The sequence below is a fragment of the Bacillus sp. EB106-08-02-XG196 genome, from assembly GCF_013396335.1.
Lineage (GTDB): Bacteria > Bacillota > Bacilli > Bacillales > Cytobacillaceae > Neobacillus.
The window spans coordinates 1-20769 of the sequence record NZ_JABWSY010000004.1; the positions used below are offsets into that span (position 1 = coordinate 1).

The 20769-nt window shown below is 38.4% G+C and carries 17 protein-coding genes; 5 read left to right on the forward strand and 12 right to left on the reverse strand.

The genetic code is table 11. The features are described 5' to 3' along the window. Positions 1-95: 95 nt before the first annotated feature. The 7 genes from rbsB to MLOOGBEN_RS07435 all read right to left on the reverse strand — a co-directional run bounded on the left by rbsB (position 96) and on the right by MLOOGBEN_RS07435 (position 7116). The gene (gene rbsB, locus MLOOGBEN_RS07405; RefSeq protein ID WP_179157631.1) at positions 96-1013 is read right to left on the reverse strand and encodes a ribose ABC transporter substrate-binding protein RbsB; all 918 of its coding nucleotides are present in this window, start codon (positions 1011-1013) and stop codon (positions 96-98) included. Positions 1014-1030: 17 nt separating this feature from the next. After that, positions 1031-1954: a ribose ABC transporter permease RbsC gene (rbsC, locus tag MLOOGBEN_RS07410; RefSeq protein ID WP_179157877.1), complete on the reverse strand. Its 924-nt coding sequence runs from the start codon at positions 1952-1954 to the stop codon at positions 1031-1033. A gap of 43 nt (positions 1955-1997) precedes the next feature. After that, positions 1998-3479, reverse strand: a complete 1482-nt coding sequence (locus MLOOGBEN_RS07415; RefSeq protein WP_179157632.1) for a sugar ABC transporter ATP-binding protein — start codon at positions 3477-3479, stop codon at positions 1998-2000. Positions 3480-3496: 17 nt separating this feature from the next. Then, positions 3497-3892 carry a D-ribose pyranase gene (gene rbsD, locus MLOOGBEN_RS07420; protein WP_179157633.1) on the reverse strand — a complete coding sequence of 132 codons (396 nt, stop codon included), beginning with the start codon at positions 3890-3892 and terminating at the stop codon, positions 3497-3499. Positions 3893-3894: 2 nt separating this feature from the next. Next, positions 3895-4773 (reverse strand): ribokinase, encoded by an 879-nt coding sequence (gene rbsK / locus MLOOGBEN_RS07425; RefSeq protein ID WP_179157634.1) that lies wholly within the window; start codon positions 4771-4773, stop codon positions 3895-3897. Next, the gene (locus MLOOGBEN_RS07430) at positions 4766-5755 is read right to left on the reverse strand and encodes a LacI family DNA-binding transcriptional regulator (RefSeq protein WP_179157635.1); all 990 of its coding nucleotides are present in this window, start codon (positions 5753-5755) and stop codon (positions 4766-4768) included. The genes rbsK and MLOOGBEN_RS07430 overlap by 8 nt, the downstream gene beginning before the upstream one ends. A gap of 119 nt (positions 5756-5874) precedes the next feature. Continuing rightward, positions 5875-7116 carry a helix-turn-helix transcriptional regulator gene (locus MLOOGBEN_RS07435; protein WP_179157636.1) on the reverse strand — a complete coding sequence of 414 codons (1242 nt, stop codon included), beginning with the start codon at positions 7114-7116 and terminating at the stop codon, positions 5875-5877. A 226-nt stretch (positions 7117-7342) separates the two neighbouring features. Here MLOOGBEN_RS07435 and MLOOGBEN_RS07440 point away from each other — a divergent pair, with 226 nt between their 5' ends. Together MLOOGBEN_RS07440 and MLOOGBEN_RS07445 are read left to right on the forward strand one after the other, a co-directional pair. After that, positions 7343-7699, forward strand: a complete 357-nt coding sequence (locus tag MLOOGBEN_RS07440) for a hypothetical protein (protein WP_179157637.1) — start codon at positions 7343-7345, stop codon at positions 7697-7699. Beyond that, positions 7699-9264 carry a sodium/solute symporter gene (locus tag MLOOGBEN_RS07445; RefSeq protein WP_256988958.1) on the forward strand — a complete coding sequence of 522 codons (1566 nt, stop codon included), beginning with the start codon at positions 7699-7701 and terminating at the stop codon, positions 9262-9264. The genes MLOOGBEN_RS07440 and MLOOGBEN_RS07445 overlap by 1 nt, the downstream gene beginning before the upstream one ends. 221 nt (positions 9265-9485) lie before the next feature. Here the strand turns inward: MLOOGBEN_RS07445 and MLOOGBEN_RS07450 are convergent, their stop codons facing one another. Beyond that, the gene (locus MLOOGBEN_RS07450; RefSeq protein WP_179157639.1) at positions 9486-10073 is read right to left on the reverse strand and encodes a TetR/AcrR family transcriptional regulator; all 588 of its coding nucleotides are present in this window, start codon (positions 10071-10073) and stop codon (positions 9486-9488) included. 300 nt (positions 10074-10373) lie between these two features. Here MLOOGBEN_RS07450 and MLOOGBEN_RS07455 point away from each other — a divergent pair, with 300 nt between their 5' ends. Then, positions 10374-11744, forward strand: coding sequence for an MATE family efflux transporter (locus MLOOGBEN_RS07455; protein ID WP_218781093.1), 1371 nt, complete (start codon positions 10374-10376; stop codon positions 11742-11744). A gap of 188 nt (positions 11745-11932) precedes the next feature. Continuing rightward, a complete protein-coding gene (locus MLOOGBEN_RS07460) occupies positions 11933-12643 on the forward strand; it encodes a class I SAM-dependent methyltransferase (RefSeq protein ID WP_179157640.1) in 711 nt (236 codons plus the stop codon). 99 nt (positions 12644-12742) lie between these two features. On the opposite strand, the gene MLOOGBEN_RS07465 is transcribed toward MLOOGBEN_RS07460, so the two are convergent. Together MLOOGBEN_RS07465 and MLOOGBEN_RS07470 are read right to left on the reverse strand one after the other, a co-directional pair. Further along, the gene (locus MLOOGBEN_RS07465; RefSeq protein WP_368737767.1) at positions 12743-14176 is read right to left on the reverse strand and encodes an alkaline phosphatase PhoX; all 1434 of its coding nucleotides are present in this window, start codon (positions 14174-14176) and stop codon (positions 12743-12745) included. Positions 14177-14862: 686 nt separating this feature from the next. Further along, the gene (locus MLOOGBEN_RS07470) at positions 14863-15711 is read right to left on the reverse strand and encodes a CPBP family intramembrane glutamic endopeptidase (RefSeq protein WP_218781094.1); all 849 of its coding nucleotides are present in this window, start codon (positions 15709-15711) and stop codon (positions 14863-14865) included. 436 nt (positions 15712-16147) lie between these two features. On the opposite strand from MLOOGBEN_RS07470, the gene MLOOGBEN_RS07475 reads away from it, so the two are divergent. Next, the gene (locus MLOOGBEN_RS07475) at positions 16148-18154 is read left to right on the forward strand and encodes a LysM peptidoglycan-binding domain-containing protein (protein ID WP_218781095.1); all 2007 of its coding nucleotides are present in this window, start codon (positions 16148-16150) and stop codon (positions 18152-18154) included. 186 nt (positions 18155-18340) lie between these two features. Here the strand turns inward: MLOOGBEN_RS07475 and MLOOGBEN_RS07480 are convergent, their stop codons facing one another. Both MLOOGBEN_RS07480 and MLOOGBEN_RS07485 read right to left on the reverse strand, forming a co-directional pair. After that, positions 18341-18877, reverse strand: a complete 537-nt coding sequence (locus tag MLOOGBEN_RS07480) for a CueP family metal-binding protein (RefSeq protein WP_179157643.1) — start codon at positions 18875-18877, stop codon at positions 18341-18343. Between the two features lie 152 nt (positions 18878-19029). After that, a complete protein-coding gene (locus tag MLOOGBEN_RS07485; RefSeq protein ID WP_179157644.1) occupies positions 19030-20163 on the reverse strand; it encodes a YncE family protein in 1134 nt (377 codons plus the stop codon). Positions 20164-20769: the final 606 nt, after the last annotated feature.

The following is a 20769-nucleotide window of genomic DNA, read 5'->3' on the forward strand; positions in this document are numbered from 1 at the left end:
TTCTTTAGGTTTCAAAGAAAGAATAGGTCCATTTTGGTAAAATTGAAAGTTATTCGCTTAGCTTGATGGCTATGGTGACAGGCACTCCTAATTATCTATTCTTTTGTTACTAATTTTAGTGGAGCTGCTATGATTTTCTCTACGCTTTTACCCTGCAAAACGTCTCTTGCAGCGTCTACAGCAAGCTTACCAATTAACTCTGGCTGTTGGGCAACTGTTGCTTCCATATTGCCTGATTTAATCGCATTTAGGGCATCGTCATTCCCATCAAATCCAATGACCATAACTTCCTTACCAGAGCTATTAATTGCCTCAATAGCCCCCAACGCCATTTCATCATTATGAGCAAATACAGCTTTAATATCAGGATTTGCCTGCAGAAGATTTTCCATAACGGTTAATCCCTTCGTACGATCAAAATCAGCTGCTTGTTTAGCCGTTACGTTCAATTTTTGATCTGCTACGTTATGAAATCCCTTACCCCTTTCACGTGTGGCCGATGCCCCTGGAACTCCCTCTAATTCAATAACTTGTGTTTTTTCTCCAAGCTTTTCAATAATATAATTTGCGGCCATTTCCCCGCCTTTTATATTATCTGAAGCCACTAATGCTTCTACCTTCCCTTTATCAGCTGACCGATCCAAAGTAACTACTGGTATACCAATATTATTCGCTGATTGGACAGCCGTTGAAATAGCAGCTGAATCAGTTGGATTAATGAGCAGAGCATCTACACCCTGCTGAATTAAATCTTCCACGTCATTCACTTGTTTCGCAGAGTCATTTTGTGCATCTACGATAATAACTTCCATACCCAAGGCTTCTACTTCTTTCACCACTCCATCCCTTAAAGAAACGAAAAATGGGTTATTTAATGTAGAAACAGATAAGCCAATTTTAATATCTTCTAAACTTTCTTTTTTATCTGGTTTTGCCCACCCAGGCGGTTGCATGGAACAAGCACTTAGGAGCAAAAGTGTTAGTGATAGACATATAGTTAGTAATTTTTTCATCGTGATCTCTCCTTATGCTACTTTTTACGGTCAAGTAATACTGCAATTAAGATAACAATCCCCTTAACCACCATTTGATAAAAGGATGATACTCCAAGAAGATTTAAACCGTTATTTAAGGTTCCGATAATTAAAGCACCGATCAATGTTCCAAAAATTCTTCCTTTTCCCCCTGATAAGCTTGTCCCTCCTAATACAACGGCAGCAATTGCATCAAGCTCATAGGAAGTACCCGCAGTAGGCTGGGCTGAATTTAAACGAGATGTTAAGATTGCACCGGCCAGCGCTGCAAGCATACCTGAAAGACTATAAATCATGATTTTTACATTCGGAACTTTTATCCCTGAAATTAATGCTGCTTTTTCATTTCCGCCAATCGCATATGTTTTACGGCCGAATGGAGTTTTATGAAGAATAATGAATAAGACAACAAATGTAACAATCATCGTAATCGCTGGTACAGGTATTCCTAGAAAATAACCACGGCCAAATAACTGAAACAGATAATTATCACCAAGACCAGTAATTGGGTTTCCACCAGTATAAACAAGTGTTAGTCCTCTAAAGATCGTCATTGTTGCTAGAGTTGCGATAAATGGTGCCATTTTCCCCCTGGTAATGAACAATCCGTTAACTGTTCCCATCAATCCGCCAAGAATACATCCAATTATGATTGCAAGTATCGGGTCTATACCAGATACCATCATTCCCGCTGTCAAAGCACTGGATAATGCAAGAATAGCCCCAACAGATAAATCAATTCCGCCTGTTAAAATAACAAACGTCATCCCAAACGCAATAAGTGCATTAATTGCCACTTGCCTTAATAAATTTAATATATTCAAAGGTTCAAGAAAACTTGGATTTAATATCGATACAATCACAACTAAGATAATTAAACCAAGTAACGGTCCTAACTTTTGGGTGATGGCATTCATCATATTTGTCTTACTAGGTTTTGTACCTGCATTAATAGAATTCATCCTACTGACCTCCTGTTGCCAATGTCATAATTTTTTCTTGGGTCGCATCTTCTTTCAATAAATCACCTTTTATTTTTCCTTCATGAACGACGAGGATTCGATCACTCATTCCAAGGACCTCAGGTAATTCTGAAGATACCATGATGATCGCTACACCCCGATCAGTTAATTCATTCATTAGTTGATAAATTTCTCTCTTCGCTCCAACATCTACTCCTCTAGTTGGTTCATCTAAAATTAGTAATTTCGGCCCTATCCCAACCCACTTGGCAATGACCACTTTTTGCTGATTTCCTCCTGATAGCTTTCCTACGGCAATATCTGGGGATTCCGTTTTAACTGTCAAGCGTTTAATGAGCATATTAACAAAGTCTGTCTCACTTTTTTCATTGATAATCCCTTTTGGAGCGAAGCTATAGAGGGTTGGCAAAACCATATTATCTCTTATAGAGAAATCTAAGATTAATCCCTCATCTTTCCGATCTTCTGTAATGAATCCGATTCCTGCCTTGACAGCCTGTTCCGGTGTTTTGATGGTCACTTTCTCACCCTTTAACCAAATTTCACCGCCATCAATACCATCCAGGCCAAAAATTGCCCTCATGATTTCTGTTCTTCCGGCTCCCATCAAGCCTGAAACCCCGACTATTTCCCCAGCACGTACAGAAAAATTCACATCTTCAAAATGTCCTTTTTTTGTTAACCCCTTTACTTCAAGAACGGTTTCAGCCGGGTTAGGATTTCGTTTAGGAAAACGGTCGGTTATTTCCCTTCCAACCATTTTCCTGACAACCTCATCAAAATTTGTTTCCGGAATCGCCTTCGTGTCAACGGTTTTCCCATCACGCATTATAGTAATCCTGTCACAAATGGAGAAAATCTCCTCCATCCGATGAGAAATATATACGATCGATACTCCTTCTTTTTTCAATGAAGAAATAACATCAAAAAGCTTGCTGATTTCCCTTTCTGTCAATGCAGCAGTAGGTTCATCCATAATAATTACTTTTGCCTCGGTCATTAAAGCTTTCGCAATCTCAATCATTTGCTGCTCCCCAACAGAGCAGCTACCTGCCTCTTTATCTAACGGAATCGATACGGCTAATCTATCGAACTGTTTTTTTGCCAGCGTTTTCGTTTCATTTATTTTTAAAAGACCAAATGAATTCTTTAATTCCTTGCCAATAAATAAGTTTTCTAGAACCGTCATATCAGGCCAAATATTTAATTCCTGATGAATAAAAGTGATTCCACTTTGCTCCGCTTCTTTTGGGTTCTTAAAATAAGTCTCTTTCCCATCAATTTTGATGACCCCAGAATCACCCGCATGCAGTCCTGTAAGAACGTTCATCATTGTTGATTTCCCTGCACCATTTTCCCCCATTAGGGCATGTACTTCCCCATCTAATAAATCAAAATCAACACCTGTTAAAACTTGATTAGTTCCAAATGCTTTATAGATGTTTTCCATCGTAATACGCATGTTTATCACCTCATCTATTAGAAAAATACTCCAGATTGTAAAATACAGTTTGCATATGGTGTAATTTCACCCGTACGAATGACTGCTTTAGCTCGTTTTGTTAATTGTTTAAATTCCTCATGTGAAACATGTTCTATTTCCTTATCAGCGAATTTACCTTTTAAATAGTTAGCATGTTCGGGATTTCTTTCTTCTATTTCAGAGGCAATCATCACTTTTTCGATAACCATATCCTCTTCAACCGCATTCACTACATCTATAAATGAAGGCATTCCTGTTTTGACTGCTAAATCGATCTTTTTAACTCCATCAGGAATGGGCAAACCAGCATCTGCTATCACAATATAATCGGTATGACCAAGATCAGCTAACACCTTTGATATATGGCTGTTTAATATTCCATAACGTTTCATTTTTATAAATTCCCTTCTACTTCTTTTCTTGTCGGCATTCCACCCTGTGCACCAAATTTTGTTACAGACAATGATGCAGCCCGATTAGCAAAACGAATGCTATCTTTTATGTTTTTACCCTCAGCTACCGCAACAGCAAATGCCGCATTAAATGTATCGCCTGCACCTGTTGTATCGACAGTCTCAACCACATAAGCCGGGACAAGCACCTCATTCTCGCCATCATAATAGCGGACTCCGTTTTTACCTTCAGTAACCAATAATTTATTTGGATATTCTTTTAAAGCATCATGGATATCCTTGTTCTCAAAAAGAACAGAAGCTTCCCATTCATTTGGAGTAATATAAGCTGCCTTTTCAATCACAGTTTTACTAATATGTCTTGCGGGTGCCGGATTTAGTAATAAGGGCACATTATTCAGAAAGCAAATTTCGGTTACATATTCCACTGTTTCCTCAGGAATCTCTTGCTGGATTAGTACAATATCTGATTCTCGTATTACATCCAGTGCCTTTTCAACAAATTCAGGTGTGACATAATTATTAGCACCTTTAACCACAATAATGCTGTTATCACCCTCTGCCAGGGTAATATGTGCTGTTCCTGTTTCTAAATGTGTAACCGGTTCCACATAGGTTGTAACAACTCCATTAGCTGTGAAATTGTTAACTATTTCTTCCCCAAACCCATCGTCACCTACACATCCAACCATATACACTTCAGCACCGAGCCTGGCAGCTGCGACAGCCTGGTTAGCTCCTTTGCCGCCAGGGACTGTCTTAAAGCTCTCTCCGAGAATCGTTTCCCCTTTATTCGGCCGCTTTGAAGCGGTTACAACCAAATCCATAGAAGAACTACCAATAATCGTCATTTTAGCCATTTTTCTTCTCAACCTTTCTTGTCGTTTGCCTTTCAATAAATGTAACAGGCATTTGAATATTCTTTTGCTCTACCGTTTTTTTATTAATAATTTTCATTAATAATTTTGCTGCTTCTCTGCCCATATCATAGGCTGGCTGTCTAATGGTTGAAAGTGGCGGGAACAGCAGCTTGCTAAGCGGTATATCATCATATCCAATAATTTGTAAATCATCAGGAATTGATCTTCCAATTCTTAGTGCTTCATGTAATATGGCTGCCGCACTAAGATCATTGCTGGCAATGACCCCATCCGTTTCAGGAAATTTCTCAAATAATGTTTTGGCCATTTTTTCTGCATCGTGAAAACTAAACGATGACGTAATCACCTGAAAGTCTACATTAGCATTGCATAATTCATCCACTGCACCTTTGAATCTGTCTTGCGCTGTCCTTAGTTCAATAGGTCCTCGGAGTAAAGCAATTCGCTTACTTCCCCTTTTGATTATTTCTTGTGCTGCCTTTTTCCCCCCATCTAATCCATCTGAATAAACTGAAGGATGACTATTAGTTGTACGATCAAGAAAAACAACAGGAAAAGATAAGTCTTCGTAAAGACTTGTTTCAGCTTGATTTGTTGCAGAAATAACACCTATTACATTATTTTGTTTAAATGTCTGTATATAATCTATTTCTTTTTCAGGTTTTTCATCAGCATTTCCGATAATCAAGTGGATGCCTTGCGCTTGCATTTCATCCTCTACTCCACGAGCTAGCTCAGGAAAGAAGGGATTTCGAATATCCGGAAGCAATAATCCAATTAATCTTGATTTTTTCTTATAAAGAGATCTTGCCACTTCATTTGGTTTGTAGTTTAATGCTTTAATTGCCTCGTTTACTAGCTTCCTAGTATCTTCATGTGCATAACCTTTATTGTTTAATACTCTTGAAACGGTAGCCACAGATACTCCAGCTTTTTTTGCGACATCACGTATGGTAGCCATCGATTCACTCCTTATGTGTAACCGGTTACACATATAGTAGCATAATCTTTTTTCACACGCAACATACTTTACCTAAAAAAAATGGCACCCACACAATTTGTGCAGATGCTTTGCCTTTTTTAAACAAAGATAATTTCTTCTGTCGCTCTGTATTCCCTTGGAGAAAGGCCAACATACTTTTTAAAGGTACCACTGAAATAATTTGGTGTATTGAAACCTAGTTCTTCAGCAATCCACTCAATCGTATGATTCGTATGACGCAATAGCCACACTGCACGCTGCAAACGGACAAAGGTGACATATTCAACAAAATTACGCCCTGTTTCTTGTTTAAATATCCGACTGAAGTACGGTACACTAAGATTAATTTGATCAGCTACCCGTTTTAATGAAAGATCTTCGATACAATACCGGGCAATATAGTCTGTACATTTCTGAATCTGAACATCCTTTGTAATCTCTTCAAAATAACGCAGTGAAGGCCTGTCATACGGCGTGGTGCGCCTAGCCTTGCATGCTTCACGATAGGAATGGTGCAAGAGGAGCGGTTCTCGGTAGATGGAGCCTACCCCTATATATAAATAAATCCCATACTCGTTTTCCAATGCTTGAATAGTATCAAGGATCCTGTTCTCCCCTTCTTTCCAGTGCATTAAGGAACCGTACTCGGGAGGCACCTGGATAAGCATAAGTAAATGTTTTCGGTAGGAAAGAAAAGTAAGCTGATAACCTTGGAAGCGGTTTCTAAAAAACTCCTGAATCCCTCTCGGTGCCCAGCCTTCCTGTTCCCTGCTGCCAGGACAACGGACAAATCCCTGAATAAAACAGACCGCATTTGGCATTGCCTCTCCTGGAAGAAAAGAACGAGATTGAATTAATTCCTCTTCAGTTGTTTTATCGCCAACCAGTAGCCGCCGCAAAAATGCCTCTTGAAATGGTAACGTATTGCGTTCCGGTTTTTGTTCATGATGGATCTGATAAAATAACTCATCATATTCAATAGGTATAGAATTCGTAATTGACAGCTCCCTAATAGCCCGTTTCAATGTACGAAGAAATATATGCTTTTTCACGGATTTCACTAGCAAGTACTCTAGCTTAAACTCAATGGCAAGCGGCGAAGTATATAATAACGATGGGTCTAGTAAGGGAATAATCCTGCATTCTTTATTACGTTTGCGAAATCGGTGTATTTTAACCCAATCATGCCATTTTCTTACTTCGATAACAGCTATATGTATATCATGTTGATTAAACTCAGCTTCTGCCAGTACACAACTTTCCATAAATTCTTCTTTAATCCAGTCTGCCAGCTTTTCATATTCCAGTTCATCTTCTACTGCTAGACTAATAGAATACATTTTATATTCTCCCCTCCTTCCTAAAATGTGGCATTTAAAGTTATATTCCTATACAAATTATAGTACAAAAATTAGACTATAGTAAATATTTGTACATTTCTGATAATTAATTGTAAGGTATATGTCCATTTTATGACGTAAAATCATTTTAATAGTATCTTGGCCGGGCTAAGGAAGGGTACTAAAAAACGGCGGAAGCCTAAATAATATTAAGGAGGAGTAACATATGGCTGGAGAGTATACGGAGTACGACTATGTTGAGGCTGGTACGATTGACGTTAGCGAACTTAAGCCGCTCGATCCCGAAACTAGGAAAATCATGAAAGGTGAATTTAGTACTGGTCTTAAACTTACGGTTTTTTATTATATTTTTATTCTCGCAATTCCGATATTAAATTGGTACGCAGGTGATTTTATGTTTTCCCGTATGTGGGGCGGCATGACATATAGTTGGTTTTTGACCAGTGTTGTTGCAATGGCAATGGCTTTTATCATTGCTTACGTTCACACTGCTCTTTACGAAAAACGTTTAAAAAACTATCAAAAAAATTCTGGCTCCCCTGAAGAAAGGAGAATTATTTGATGGCCATGTTATTTGAACCTAAAATGCTTTTAACAATCATCCTCATGGGAACGATTGTTTATATCACATATTTATCAAAAAGAAGTGCGACTGCATCTGATTATTTCGTTGGCGGACGAAGCTTCGGCTGGTTTACTAACGGTTCAGCCATTGGCGGAGATTATTTAAGTGCTGCGACCTTTCTTGGTATTGCCGGTCTAACCTATCAGCTTGGTTACGATGGCGCTTACTATGCCTTTTGCTTCTCTATTGGCCTGACTCTTCTCGCTATGTTCGTCGCAGGTCCACTGCGCCGGTTCGGAGCCTATACAGTAGCAGACTTTTTAGCCTATCGTTTTCACAGTAAACGTGCCCGCCTCGCTGCTGTCGCTGTAGTACTTGCAATTTCAGGTTTCTATGCAGCTCCTCAGTTATTGGGTGCCGCACAAATTTTAAGCATGTTCTTTGGTACAAGCTATGAATTTGGAATTATCTTTACCTGTTCGGTTATGATTTTTTATGTTGGTATCGGTGGAATGAAGGGTACTACTCTTAACCAAGCGCTCGAATTATGGATTCGTCTTGGCGCCTTTCTCCTCATGGTTGGCGCAGCCATCTATGGCGGACTTCATTATCAGGAGATTCTAGCAGCTATTAATGAATTTCAAGGTACGATTACCGGTACTTCAGCGTTTTCGGTTGACGGAAATGATATACCATTTGATGGGTCTGTTTGGACCGGTACCGGCAACTACTTCCCATCTTTCTGGCAAACAATATCAATGACAATCGGACTTTCACTCGGTACGATTGGACTTCCTCACATCCTGCTTCGCTTCTATACAAATCCAAGTGCAAAAGCAGCGCGTAAGTCTGCTCTTATGGCAATTGGTATTGCAAGCGTGTTCTTTTTATTCGCTGTGTACCTTGGAGTAGTCGGCCGCTCTATTTTTCTAAGTGGCAATGTAGATTCAGCTGTTATGAAGGACCTTATTGCGGGCGGAAACAATATGGTTGTTCCATCTACTGCACAGGCATTAGGTGGAGAATGGCTGCTTGGACTTGTTATCGCAGGAGCATTTGCAGCCGTCTTCTCGAACCTTTCAGGATTATTCATCGCAAGCTCTGGCGCCTTAGCACATGACTTGTATGCAACTTTCTTCCGTAAGAACATCACAGAGAAAGAGCGCGTACTCGCGGGTAAAGTAGCAATTATTATCCTTGGTATTTTATACGGTGCTCTCGGTCTCATGGTAAAAGGAGCATCCATCGGCCATCTGGTCGCACTAGCATTCACCGTTGCTGCCAGTACATTTACTCCTATCTTTATCTTGGGCATCTGGTGGAGAGGAATGACAGAGAAAGGAGCAATTGCCGGGCTTGTTGCTGGCCTTCTAGCTTCGATGTACATGATTTTCTTTAAGACGACTCTTCCTGAGTTCCTGCAGTTCAATGTACCAGGACTAATTACAGTGCCAATTGGATTCCTATCAGTTATTATCGTCTCAAAGCTTGATCGCAGAGTTCCTGCAGATGTGAACGAATTTATGAAAAAAGTTCACTCCAAAGAATCGGAAGTAGCATAGAAAAAATAAAGGTATAAAAAAAGGGTGTCCCAAAAGCAAATCGCTTTTGGACACCCTTTTTTCGGTTAGTAGTTAGGAGTAAAATTTATAAGTATTGTTTAAATTTGAGTAAAAAAGTGAAAGTAACGGAATTACCTTTTTGGAGGTAAAATGGTGAAAGTCATTAAAATAATCGTTCAGATATGTTTGATTTACATAATTTCTTCACTGGGAACCATCATTCAGGAACAATTTAATTTGCCTATCCCCGGAAGTATATTAGGATTGTACAAAACGATTCGAAAATACCTAGTTAATTCCTCCGGTGACTGTGCCATATCATTTTGCATCCACCATTTTACGGTTTCAACGAAACTACCAGAAATATGATTAACAATATACTCTTTAGGAATTCTATCCAAGCTTTTATTTGGAATAAATCTACTAAACACCTGCTCTAAATACGACTTAAATACATTTAAAAATAACTCTCTGCTCTCACCCGAAAGAATCCCTTTGATATCCCTTCCTCTATCTTTTAAGTGGTATAAAATGTGTGTAATTTTAACCTCCAAGTCATCATTGGCAGAGGAAAAATCATGAGAGCCTTCTGGATTCACCTCTTCCTCAAAAACGTGTTCGAATATATCACTGCATAGCACCTTTAATAAATCGTCTTTGGTTTCAAAGTGCGAATAAAATGTGCTTCTCCCAATGTTTGCTTCATCAATGATATTTTGAACGGTAATTTTCGAATATCTCTTCTGTGCCAGGAGGGAACTAAAGGCATTAAATATGGAGTCCCTCGTCTTTTGCATTCGTCTATCCATCAATCACCCTCCTTTCATACAAAAACAATGAATTGTTCAGTATCTTACATTTCGTATGTTTTGAATATTGTAGTTGAATGAGAATCAGCTACAATAGATATCGAATACAGTGTTCATTATCATACAAATTGTACTTTAGGTTATGCGAAAGGTCAATTTAGGAGAGGTATATTATGACCACATCTATGGATTTTCAATTCGCCTGGTGCAAAATAATTTGCCAAGCTGAGCCAGAAAACAGAAGGGACAAAAGGTAAAGAACGGAAATCAAACAGTTTTATTCTAAAGGGAGTCCTTAAAATGAAGGATATTACAATTCAAGATAAAACCACTAAACAGAAACTTTCCATCATCATTGCTTTAGCAGTCCCAGCAATGATTGAAAATATTCTACAGACTTTGGTTGGGTTTGTTGATACTTTATTCGTTGCCAAATTAGGTTTAAATGAAGTCACCGCGGTAGGTGTGGCAAATGCAGTATTAGCTGTCTATATTGCTATTTTTATGGCAATAGGGGTAGGAACATCTTCTCTGATTGCCAGAAGTATAGGGGCAGGAGATATTTCAAAGGCGAAATCCATTGCCCGGCAATCCACCATCTTATCAGCCATTCTTGGACTGCTTTTTGGTTTGATTACCCTCTTTTTCAGCGAGCCACTACTCCGTTTAATGGGAGCAGAATCAACGGTTTTAGCAGATGGAGTCACTTATTTTCGTATAGTTGCCATACCTTCTATTTTTATTTCGCTTATGTTTACCTTTGGCAGTATTCTTCGAGCTGCTGGTGATACAAAAACTCCTATGAAGGTTAGTTGGTGGATTAATCTTATTCATATAGGAGTAGACTATGTATTCATTTTTGGGATCTTTGGAATAGAAGGACTAGGAGTAGCAGGAGCCGCATGGGCAACAGTCATTGTACGAATCATTGGTACACTTCTATTGTTTTTCTATATTAAACGATCAAAAGTTTCCTTTTCATTATTCGGGAGTTCCTCAAGGGAAGATACCTTGTCTATAATAAAATTATCTACTCCTACAGCAATGGAACGTTTAATTATGCGGTTCGGACAGGTACTTTATTTTGGATTGATACTCAAGATTGGGGCGGATGTCTATGCTTCCCATTCGATTGCAGGAAATATCGAAACTTTTTCCTATATGCCGGGATATGGGTTGGCAATTGCAGCAACAACACTAGTTGGGCAAAGTATTGGGGCAAATAACCATAAAGATGCATATATGTATGGGAAGTTAACGACTATTATTGGTATTTTTATCATGTCCATTGGTGGGGTATTATTATTTTTCCTATCACCTTGGATAGCAACTTGGTTCACAGATAATCAGACTGCAATTGATATGGTAGTAACCGCACTAAGAATTGACGCTTTTGCTCAACCTGCATTGGCCATTGGATTAATTTTAGCAGGAGCATTACAAGGAGCAGGAGATACGAAAAGTCCGATGTACAGCACAGCTATTGGAATGTGGTTGATTCGTATAATAGGAGTATATTTGCTTGGAATTCATTTTGAAATGGGAATTGCAGGAGTTTGGCTTTCCATAGCAGTAGATTTATATATTCGAGCTTTCTTTCTGTTTTTCAAATTTAAAAAAGTTAATGGAGGAACAAATAAAAATGGCAATACTGATGCTACATTAAGTTAGTTTCTTAACAATTGGACGCGATTGTGGAAGATCATAAGCCTCACTCTTTTGACATTACACTTTGGTAAAACGTGTTGTTACCGTCAATTAGAAATATCGTGGCATCGCTGGTAAAAACATGGCAGAAGTGGTACATTCTTTTGGCTGTTAATGATAGTATAAATATAATTGGAAAGGAGCTCATTAAATTGCCTTTTTATCACGATTTATCGTCGTATTATGATCAAATTTTCCCATTAAATCAAACTGCTAATACGTTCATAACCCAATATTTTCATAAAGGTAATTCCGTCTTGGATATGGGAGCTGGAACAGGAAATATGGCCATTGCCCTAGCAGAGAATGGGTTAAACGTTACCGCATCAGAGCCAGAAGAAACGATGGCCGAATCCATTAAGAAAAAGGCTAAATCGAAGGGGCTTTTATTATCTGTTCATACCAAAGCAATGGAAGAGATAGATAAATTTCAGGAGAACTTTGATGGAATCCTTTGCATCGGAAACACTCTGCCCCATTTATCTAATTTAGAAGGTGTTGAAAAGTTTTTACAGAAATGTTATATCAAATTAAACCCGGATGGGATTATCATCCTCCAGCAAGTGAATTATGATAGAGTTTTATCCAAGAATGATTTTTCTTTTCCAGCTATTGAAAAAGAAGATTTTACCTTTACTAGGCATTATGAAAAAAAAGACGAACATCTACTTTTTACATCAGGATTAACGATCAATGGGGATTCAACAGAAAACACTATTCCATTATATCCAGTTACATCTCAACAATTAATTACTATACTTAAAAAAGTTGGGTTTCAAGTCGTGGATGTTTTCGGAAACTTTAAAGGTGAAAGTCACTCTATTGAATCACCAGCATTGGTAACTATTGCAAGGAAACTATGATTTAAGATAGGGCAAGAACTATGGAAATTAAAAAAACAGAGATCAAGAAATACTTGTTCTCTGTTTTTTTTGGGTATTTTTAAGTTATTAATTACAAATTTATAACTTTACCCCATGACGTTCAAATGCGGCTGCTTCAAGAATGGACATACCTTGACTCTCGGCATATTTAACCATTTCCTCAGAGACCTTTGGTGCAAAATGTGCATCAGGAGTTGCATAAGACATTTCTCTTGCGCGCGCAGAATTTCTTCGTTGGAACGGTCCCCAAATAGCAAAGGTTTGGCCAGGGGTTTGGATATTAACAAATAGCGTGTTTCCATCAGGCGAGAATGTTGGTCCCGCCAATTCTGACCCGCTTTGACGGTTGTGGGCAAATGGATAGATTTTCCCTTCTGGAGTAATTCCCATAAGTCTATCGTCGCCTGAACCATCCTCTGCGTACCAAAGGTCGCCCCATGGAGTCATGCAGATATTATCCGGATATTCCATTTCACGTACATCCGTTCCCTCATAGAAAAGTTCCAATGTATTTGTTGCAGGGGTATAGCGGTAAATGCGTCCGAGTTTTTTGTCGCCGGCTGATGTGTCATCAAACCAGAAGACACCTGATTGGAAGAAAGCTCCCTCTAATCTACTGAACTGAATGCAATTTTGTTTCTTAGCATCCTCGACGCATAGGTGCGGATTAACTTCTTTCCATACGATTTGGAAATTTTGTCCTGTTTTAAAAGTGCTTGCTTTCGGATCGGTTACTGCTTCAATCGCAGCAGCATAAAGCTTACCGCCTTGTTGCAGGGCACCTGGTTGTTGGCTAGTGTCTTTAGGGATAAAGCGGTAAAGGAAGCTCGGACTTGCATCCTCAGTTAAATATACATATCCTGTAGCTGGGTCGATGGCACAAGCCTCGTGTGAAAAACGCCCCATATCCTTGATTGGAGTTCTGGACATTTCGTTCTCCGGCTGTGTCGGGTCCACTTCGAATACATATCCGTGTGTCGCAGAACGTGTTTCTTCACAAGTCAACCATGTACCCCATGGTGTCGCTCCACCAGCACAATTTCGAATTGTACCTGATGATGTTACATATTCTTCGATCACTTCTCGATTAGCTCCTACAACTAGAGCAGTTGTTCCACCTTTAGCCGCTGCATCATAAGGATTGCTTCCAAATGCTGCGCCTGTCCCTAATTCATGGTTACGAACCAGAATGGTCGTATTGTTAGGTCCTTCAAAAGCTGCCATCCCATCAAAGGCGCCCGGGATTTTTGCCCCGTTTGACATTAGACTGTCTTCTTTAGAGATAATTTTGTAATGAAAACCTTCTGGAAGGTCGAGAATTCCATTCGGATCCGGCATCAAAGGACCGTAACCGCCAAATCCGCTAGTTGGATTATTCGTCGTATCCGCAAATGCTTTTGAACCAAGTGCTAATACACCTGTTGACCCAAGTGTGAGGGCAAGTGTACTCATTCCTCCCGCTTTTAAAAAGTCTCTTCTGTTAAAGCCATTTTTAGTAGTTTCATTATTCACAAACTATCTCTCCTCAAATATTAATTATGAATCTAGTAATAGATTAAATTGATAGTTTTAAGGGAAATTAGGATTATTGTAAAAACTCAGTAAATTAATGATAAGGGTTTGTAAATAGCTCTTAGTTTCACCAGGAGACGAAATTATTTATACATAAAAACGCATCGGTTCAATTTTACTATTCATGTTTTCGTGTATTCTTAAGAAAATAGATCATAGGAATTAGGGTAACTATGAACTCCATGGTAAAAGCAATAACTAACCATAGTTGTAATCTTGAAGTCCATGGCCAAATGAGCTGTATTATAATTCTTGAAAACCACATAAGAGTAAAGAATGCATAGAATATTTTTAATTCCTTTGAACCATCAAATAATTTTCTTTGCACTATTAAAAACAGCAAACTAAATCCGGCTAACAAAAAGGAAAAGCAAAAATTTATGTAGTTAATTGATTGATATATCTCAATCGGTGCGTCCGGTATATAAGAATACCATTTAAAAGAATGCGGTGCGAAAAAATGCAATATCCCAACCATGCAACTGATTGTGCAAGCAATATTAAAAAATACCATTACGGTTTTTTCCATTTCAAAACCTCCCAAACACATTTGGAAGCAACTTATAAGCCTTTAGCCTTAATTATTATGGAAACCGACAAAATCCTAGTTCAAGCGGCACGCCTTCTCAATTAATTCTTAAATGATAATGCTTCGTATCACTATCACGAGAGGATCGTATATACCCTCTAAGTAATATTAATGAAGCCACCAGATACAGCGCGGTAAATACCACAAAGAAATATGTATCATCCGGACAGAATGCCATCGAAAAATTAAAACAGAAGTGAACCCAGAAGGCATTAAAAAGGTTATCACACTTCTTCATTATAACTGCCATGATAAAGGTCAATGCTGTCAGTAGTACTAAATTTTCAATGATATAAAGAAGTAGCGACCATCCCTTGTAATCGGTTGAGACAAACCAAAGCGGCGCGTGCCAGAACGCCCAAATTACACCCAAGGTAAGGTTCCCTCTTATGAATCCGTATCGCTTCTCTAATTCCGGACGTAAGTAACCACGCCAGCCTGATTCCTCGCCGGAAGCTCCCTGTAAAAGCGTAAACAAAAGGACGCTCGGCAGTAGGGACGAATCAAAGATAAGCTGCTCGTTGATTGACGTCTTTTGGATTGCGGATATAATCAACGCCGTTAATATGAGAACGCCTGATACGTTTACAAATACAATTAAAATATGGCCAATATGCAATTTTTCTTTGAAAGCCTTTTGATAAAACTCCTTAACTGTTATACCGGGCTTGAGCTTTTTCAACATAACAAGGAGCACAATCGTCGGGGACCAGCTGCATAATACAACAACCCATTGCATCGCAGCAGGCGTACCGTGGAGTACCTGTGATACCAGCCCGCCAAGTCCTAAGACCATTACCCAAAACAACAAGTATGCATTAACCACATACTTCCACATTACATTAAACCCTTTCCCTTTCATGATACTTCGCCCTTTCTTTTTCATTAAATTTTTATTTAAATTCTCTTTAAAGGGTTATTAAAAATCATCGGGTGAACAGGCTCCTGATATACATATTTTACCATTAATGTTGCGTTATTTTAATTTCACTTTAAAAATACACAAAGGGTTCAATTTTATTATTTTGTGCTTTTAGCATTGCATAAAAGTTTTTATAATCAGGTGTCTGGCACTATTGGCAATGTATTCAAATAAAAAAGAGTCCAAACCAATAAAATTGATTGGACTCTCAAATTAAACTAATTTGAGTCGCGGTCTTCATTTTTAGTAATGCTTTGACTAGAAGGAATTCGCTATATAAAAAGTCCCATATATATATATATATATATATATGGTAAGTATCTATACTTTCTTCAAAATGGACACATACATTAATTCTGAAACATTTTGAGGAGGAGTAAACATTCAAAGATTATTCAGAATGGGTTTCGGAGGATATCGACAAGGATACGGCGGTTTCCCTAGCATGGGTTTCGGAGGTTACAGAATGGGATATGGCGGATACCGGCAAGCAATTGAAATTACTTCATTTACTCTTTCTGCTTCTACTGTTGCCTACCAAGGAAGCCGAGTTCCAGGATACACAACCATTGAGTTGCAAACAAACGTGCCAACACGCGGGTATCTTCTTATCGTTGGGAATGGCATACAAACAAAAATTAATTTATCGACTATGGCCTTTAAAACTATACACAAAGTCGATTGGGTACCATGGGATGATACGAAAAAGGCACCTCTTCCCGCAGGTATATACCAAATCAAAGGATATCTCACGGACCAGGGATACAATCAAATGCAAGGATATCCGCTTGGGGCCCTCACAGTTGTCACGGAAACAAGTCCCAAGCCATTGATTGATGGCGTTTCTCCTAATCCAGCAGTGTTTTCACCTAAATACGGACAAACACAAACAAATTCGCTCCAAATCCAGTTCAACTTAAACCGTCCTGCTGAAGTTCAACTGACAATCCGTAATATAAATGGAGATGAAATCTATACCGGCAGCAAGGAAACCTTGTCTCCTGGAAGTCATACTGTAAGCTGGAATGGCACAGATAAAACAGGAAGGATTGTAATGGACGGCAGTTATGAGATTGTTTTTAAAACAATTGAAACAGCCTATAACTATCCTTCCACAACACCGTTAATCTGGCGATCTGGCACGATTACAATCAAAGATGCCGATTATTATATTCCGGTATCAAGATTAAAAGAAATTGTTACAGATGCATCCTTCCAAGCTCCATCATTTACTCCTGATGGAGATGGAATAAACGATAAGGTCACTGGACAATTTACACTTGCAATCCCTGCGAAATTATCCATTTATATCGCAAATGCTGCTGGAGCCCATGCCGCTCTTGTGGTAAGTGAACAAACATTTGAAGCTGGTACTCACACGTTTGTATGGGATGGCTCAGATATCATGGGCAGAAAAGTACCAAACGGAAGCTACTTTATCAAGCTCAATGTGGCAGAAGGCCCAAATAGCGGCTATATTACGTTTCCAAGCGCTGTGAAAGTGGAAAACATGTACGAAATCAAACCGATGCAGCCTGAAAAAAGAGTACGCGTCATAAGCGAAACAGCAAAAATGAGCGTTGATCCTGCAGGGCAAGGATATACTGCTATAAAAGGAGACACGTTCCCGCTTATGTCGGAAGCGATAGAGAATGGAAAATACACCGTTCTTGTTAAAGAAGGGGTCACAGGAACAATCAGTGTGAGTGATGTTGAACTTGTCACTGAACCGTCTTCGGCAGCGCAAACAACTGATTATATAGTCGTAAGTGGCGATACCTTATGGAAGATTTCATCCAAGTTCAACACGACCAGCGCTGAAATTATTACCTTGAACAACCTTGATCCAAACCAATATCTATATATAGGACAAAAATTAATAGTCCCTGCGACTGCACCTCAACCTGAACAGCCTACGCAGACCACTTATGTAGTTGTTTCCGGTGATACCCTTTGGAAAATTGCTCAAAAATTCGGTGTCAGTGCAAAAGCAATTGTCGATGCCAATAAACTGGATCCAACTGCGTACCTTTATGTTGGCCAAAAGCTGATTATTCCGGGAGCAGCGCAGCCTGAACAGCCTACGCAGACCACTTATGTAGTTGTTTCCGGTGATTCACTTTGGAAGATTGCTCAAAAATTCGGCGTAACCACTCAAGCAATTGTCGATGCTAATAAACTGAATCCATCTGCGTACCTTTATGTTGGCCAAAAGCTGATTATTCCGAGTGTGGCGCAGCCTGAACAGCCTGCGCAAACCACTTATGTAGTTGTTTCCGGTGATTCACTTTGGAAGATTGCTCAAAAATTCGGCGTAACCACCCAGGCAATTGTAGATACCAATAAACTGGATCCAACTGGATACCTATATATTGGCCAAACGCTAATCATTCCATCAAAACAGTAATAGGAAAAGGTAAGAGAACTTTATGATCCCTCTTACCCTTTTCATTGTCACTGACATTTCTTTGATGATTCAAATTAACATCCAACACAAAAAACACCGTGTTAATCACGGTGCCTTTATGTGTGATATATTAAAAACTTTTTGCTTTAAAACAGAACTTGTTCTTATTACTAAAATATGTGCTTTTTAAGTTAGCTGCATAGTTGTAATGCACGTTCCATCATTCTCAAATGTAGAAATTTCTGATTCTGATACTTTACCAGCATGATCAATCTTTATTCGAAAATTTTTATCCCTAGGAAGCCATAAGTCGAAAAATCCGTTAGTTTGGGATTTCACTTTTTCATCCATAATTACATTTCCTTCCATATCTTCAATGAATACATCGAACTCTTCTTCAACCAACTCACCTTGACAACCTGTCAAGCTATGATTTGTTCATGGATGAGTTTTATCAATGTAAGGTGCAATAGAAACGAAAAAGTCTTCCTCAGACAAGTCATAAGCTAACTCCTTCCGATCACTTTTCTCGATAATTAACTCTTGAGAAGTAATGGATGCAGTGTCATTTGTTGTTTTATTTGAACTATAATCGCTTACTACTTCTCTAATGCTTTCAACTTCTTTTTCATTTAAAGAAGCTTCATTTTTTGAATCTGCTTGTCCGCAACCAACTAATACTGCTGCCATAAATATGATTGGCAGGAAAATTTTCGCCTTCATAAAACGTTTCACTTCCTTTCTGTCTATAAAACTAGTATACCATCTATATTTTTTTCAAAAATGGGGGCTTACTTTTGTCACAAAATATTAAAGTAATGACATTCTGCCCACTAATGCAAGGACGTTATCTCCTCTAATTTTTACATATTCGATTATTTTATAGAAATCCCATTCGGTTCCATCCCTACTTTTACAGTTGCAATAACAGTATTGTCGTCGTTCTTAATGACACTCACAGTATTATCGTACATATTTGTCACATAAACAAATTGATTATCATTACTTGTAACAATTCCATGGGCACCTTTTCCAACCTTAATAGTGGCAACTACTTTTTTGGTTTTAAGATCAATTTTTGAGACACTAGCTGATGGCTTATCAGGAGTTCCTTGGTTTGCAACAAATGCATATTTTCCATCGGATTGTATATAACCTTGGGCAGGACCTTCACCCACTGGAACTTTTTCAACCTTATCAGTGGTCAAATCAATAATCGCTAATGAATTTTCCGCATTTAAAGTTGCAACTAATGTTTTTCCGTTTGGCGTAACACCAGTTGTAACAGGTGTATTCCCGACAACAATTTTTTCACTTTCTTTCATCCCCACTAAATCAATTACACTTACAGTGTCCTCACCCATATTAGCAATGTAAGCCGATTGGCTATCTGCAGTGATTCGGAATCCATGTGGTCCTTTTCCTGTTGAGATACTTTGGATTACTTTATAAGATGATAAATCAATAACGGAAACGTTATTGTCTTCATTGTTTGTTACCAGTGCATATTTCATATTTTCAGTGAACGCGATATGAGCTGGATGAGAACCAACTTCAACATTTTTAATTAATTGGTCTGTTTCAGCATCATAGAAGAGAGCAAAGCCATTAGTTTGTCCATGTTCACCTTCATCGCCCCCATGTCCTTCACCATGTTCTTCTTCATGGTTACATTCGCTACACGTTTGCTCTCCATGCCCTCCTGTTCCAGGAACAACCGTAGCACCTAATGTTTTTCCATCTGGAGATATTTGAACATTATGAACAGAACCTTCAACCTCTATGGTTTTAATTATTTTGTTGCTAGTTGCATCTAGTTTGGTGATAGCACCCTGTTCAGCTGTATAGATGAAGGCAGTTTTTTCTTTTTCTGATTTATCTTTTTCTGATTGAGAGCTCTTTTCGGATTCGGTTGTGGTGCCTTTCGTTTGATTGTCCGAGGAAGTCCCACAGGCGGCTATAAAGATGCTAACAAGGAACAAGAGGCTAACCATCATAAATTTTTTCATTTAATACACCCCTTAACTTTAATAAGTTAACTATAGTAAATAAATGTGCAGAAACTTTGAAGAACTCGACTCGAAATATGACAATTTTGTGAAACAGGTGCATTATGTCTAAAAGGGAATATCTATGTTTTCACTATGAAAAAATAAAAAGGCATTCCAAATAATTATCTTGGAATGCCTCAAATATGTAATTGTTTAACCTTCTTTGACGTATAAGGAGTAACCTACTCCTTTTTAAGTGACATTTGTCAGCCACCTTCTATACAAGTTGCAGTAGAACTTCCAACAATGGAATTTAATTCAACAAGTAATTTAGGAAGAATATCAGTATCAATAGTGGATTCCAATGTCTTTTCAATAATCAGTACATTATATTTTATAAAAACAGGTTCTGTTTCCTTCCACTTCAACTATAGCTTTTGGAGACATATTGGATTGTATAACCATTTAAAACCTCCATTTTTTTATTTCTTAATCTTCAATGAGATTCCAACTCAAAATTTGATCAATAGAATTTGCTTCTATTAATCGTGCTGGTATTTTACCTTTGGTGCTAGCAAATGCAAAATTTAATATTCCAACTATAATGCCGGCACTCACTAACTA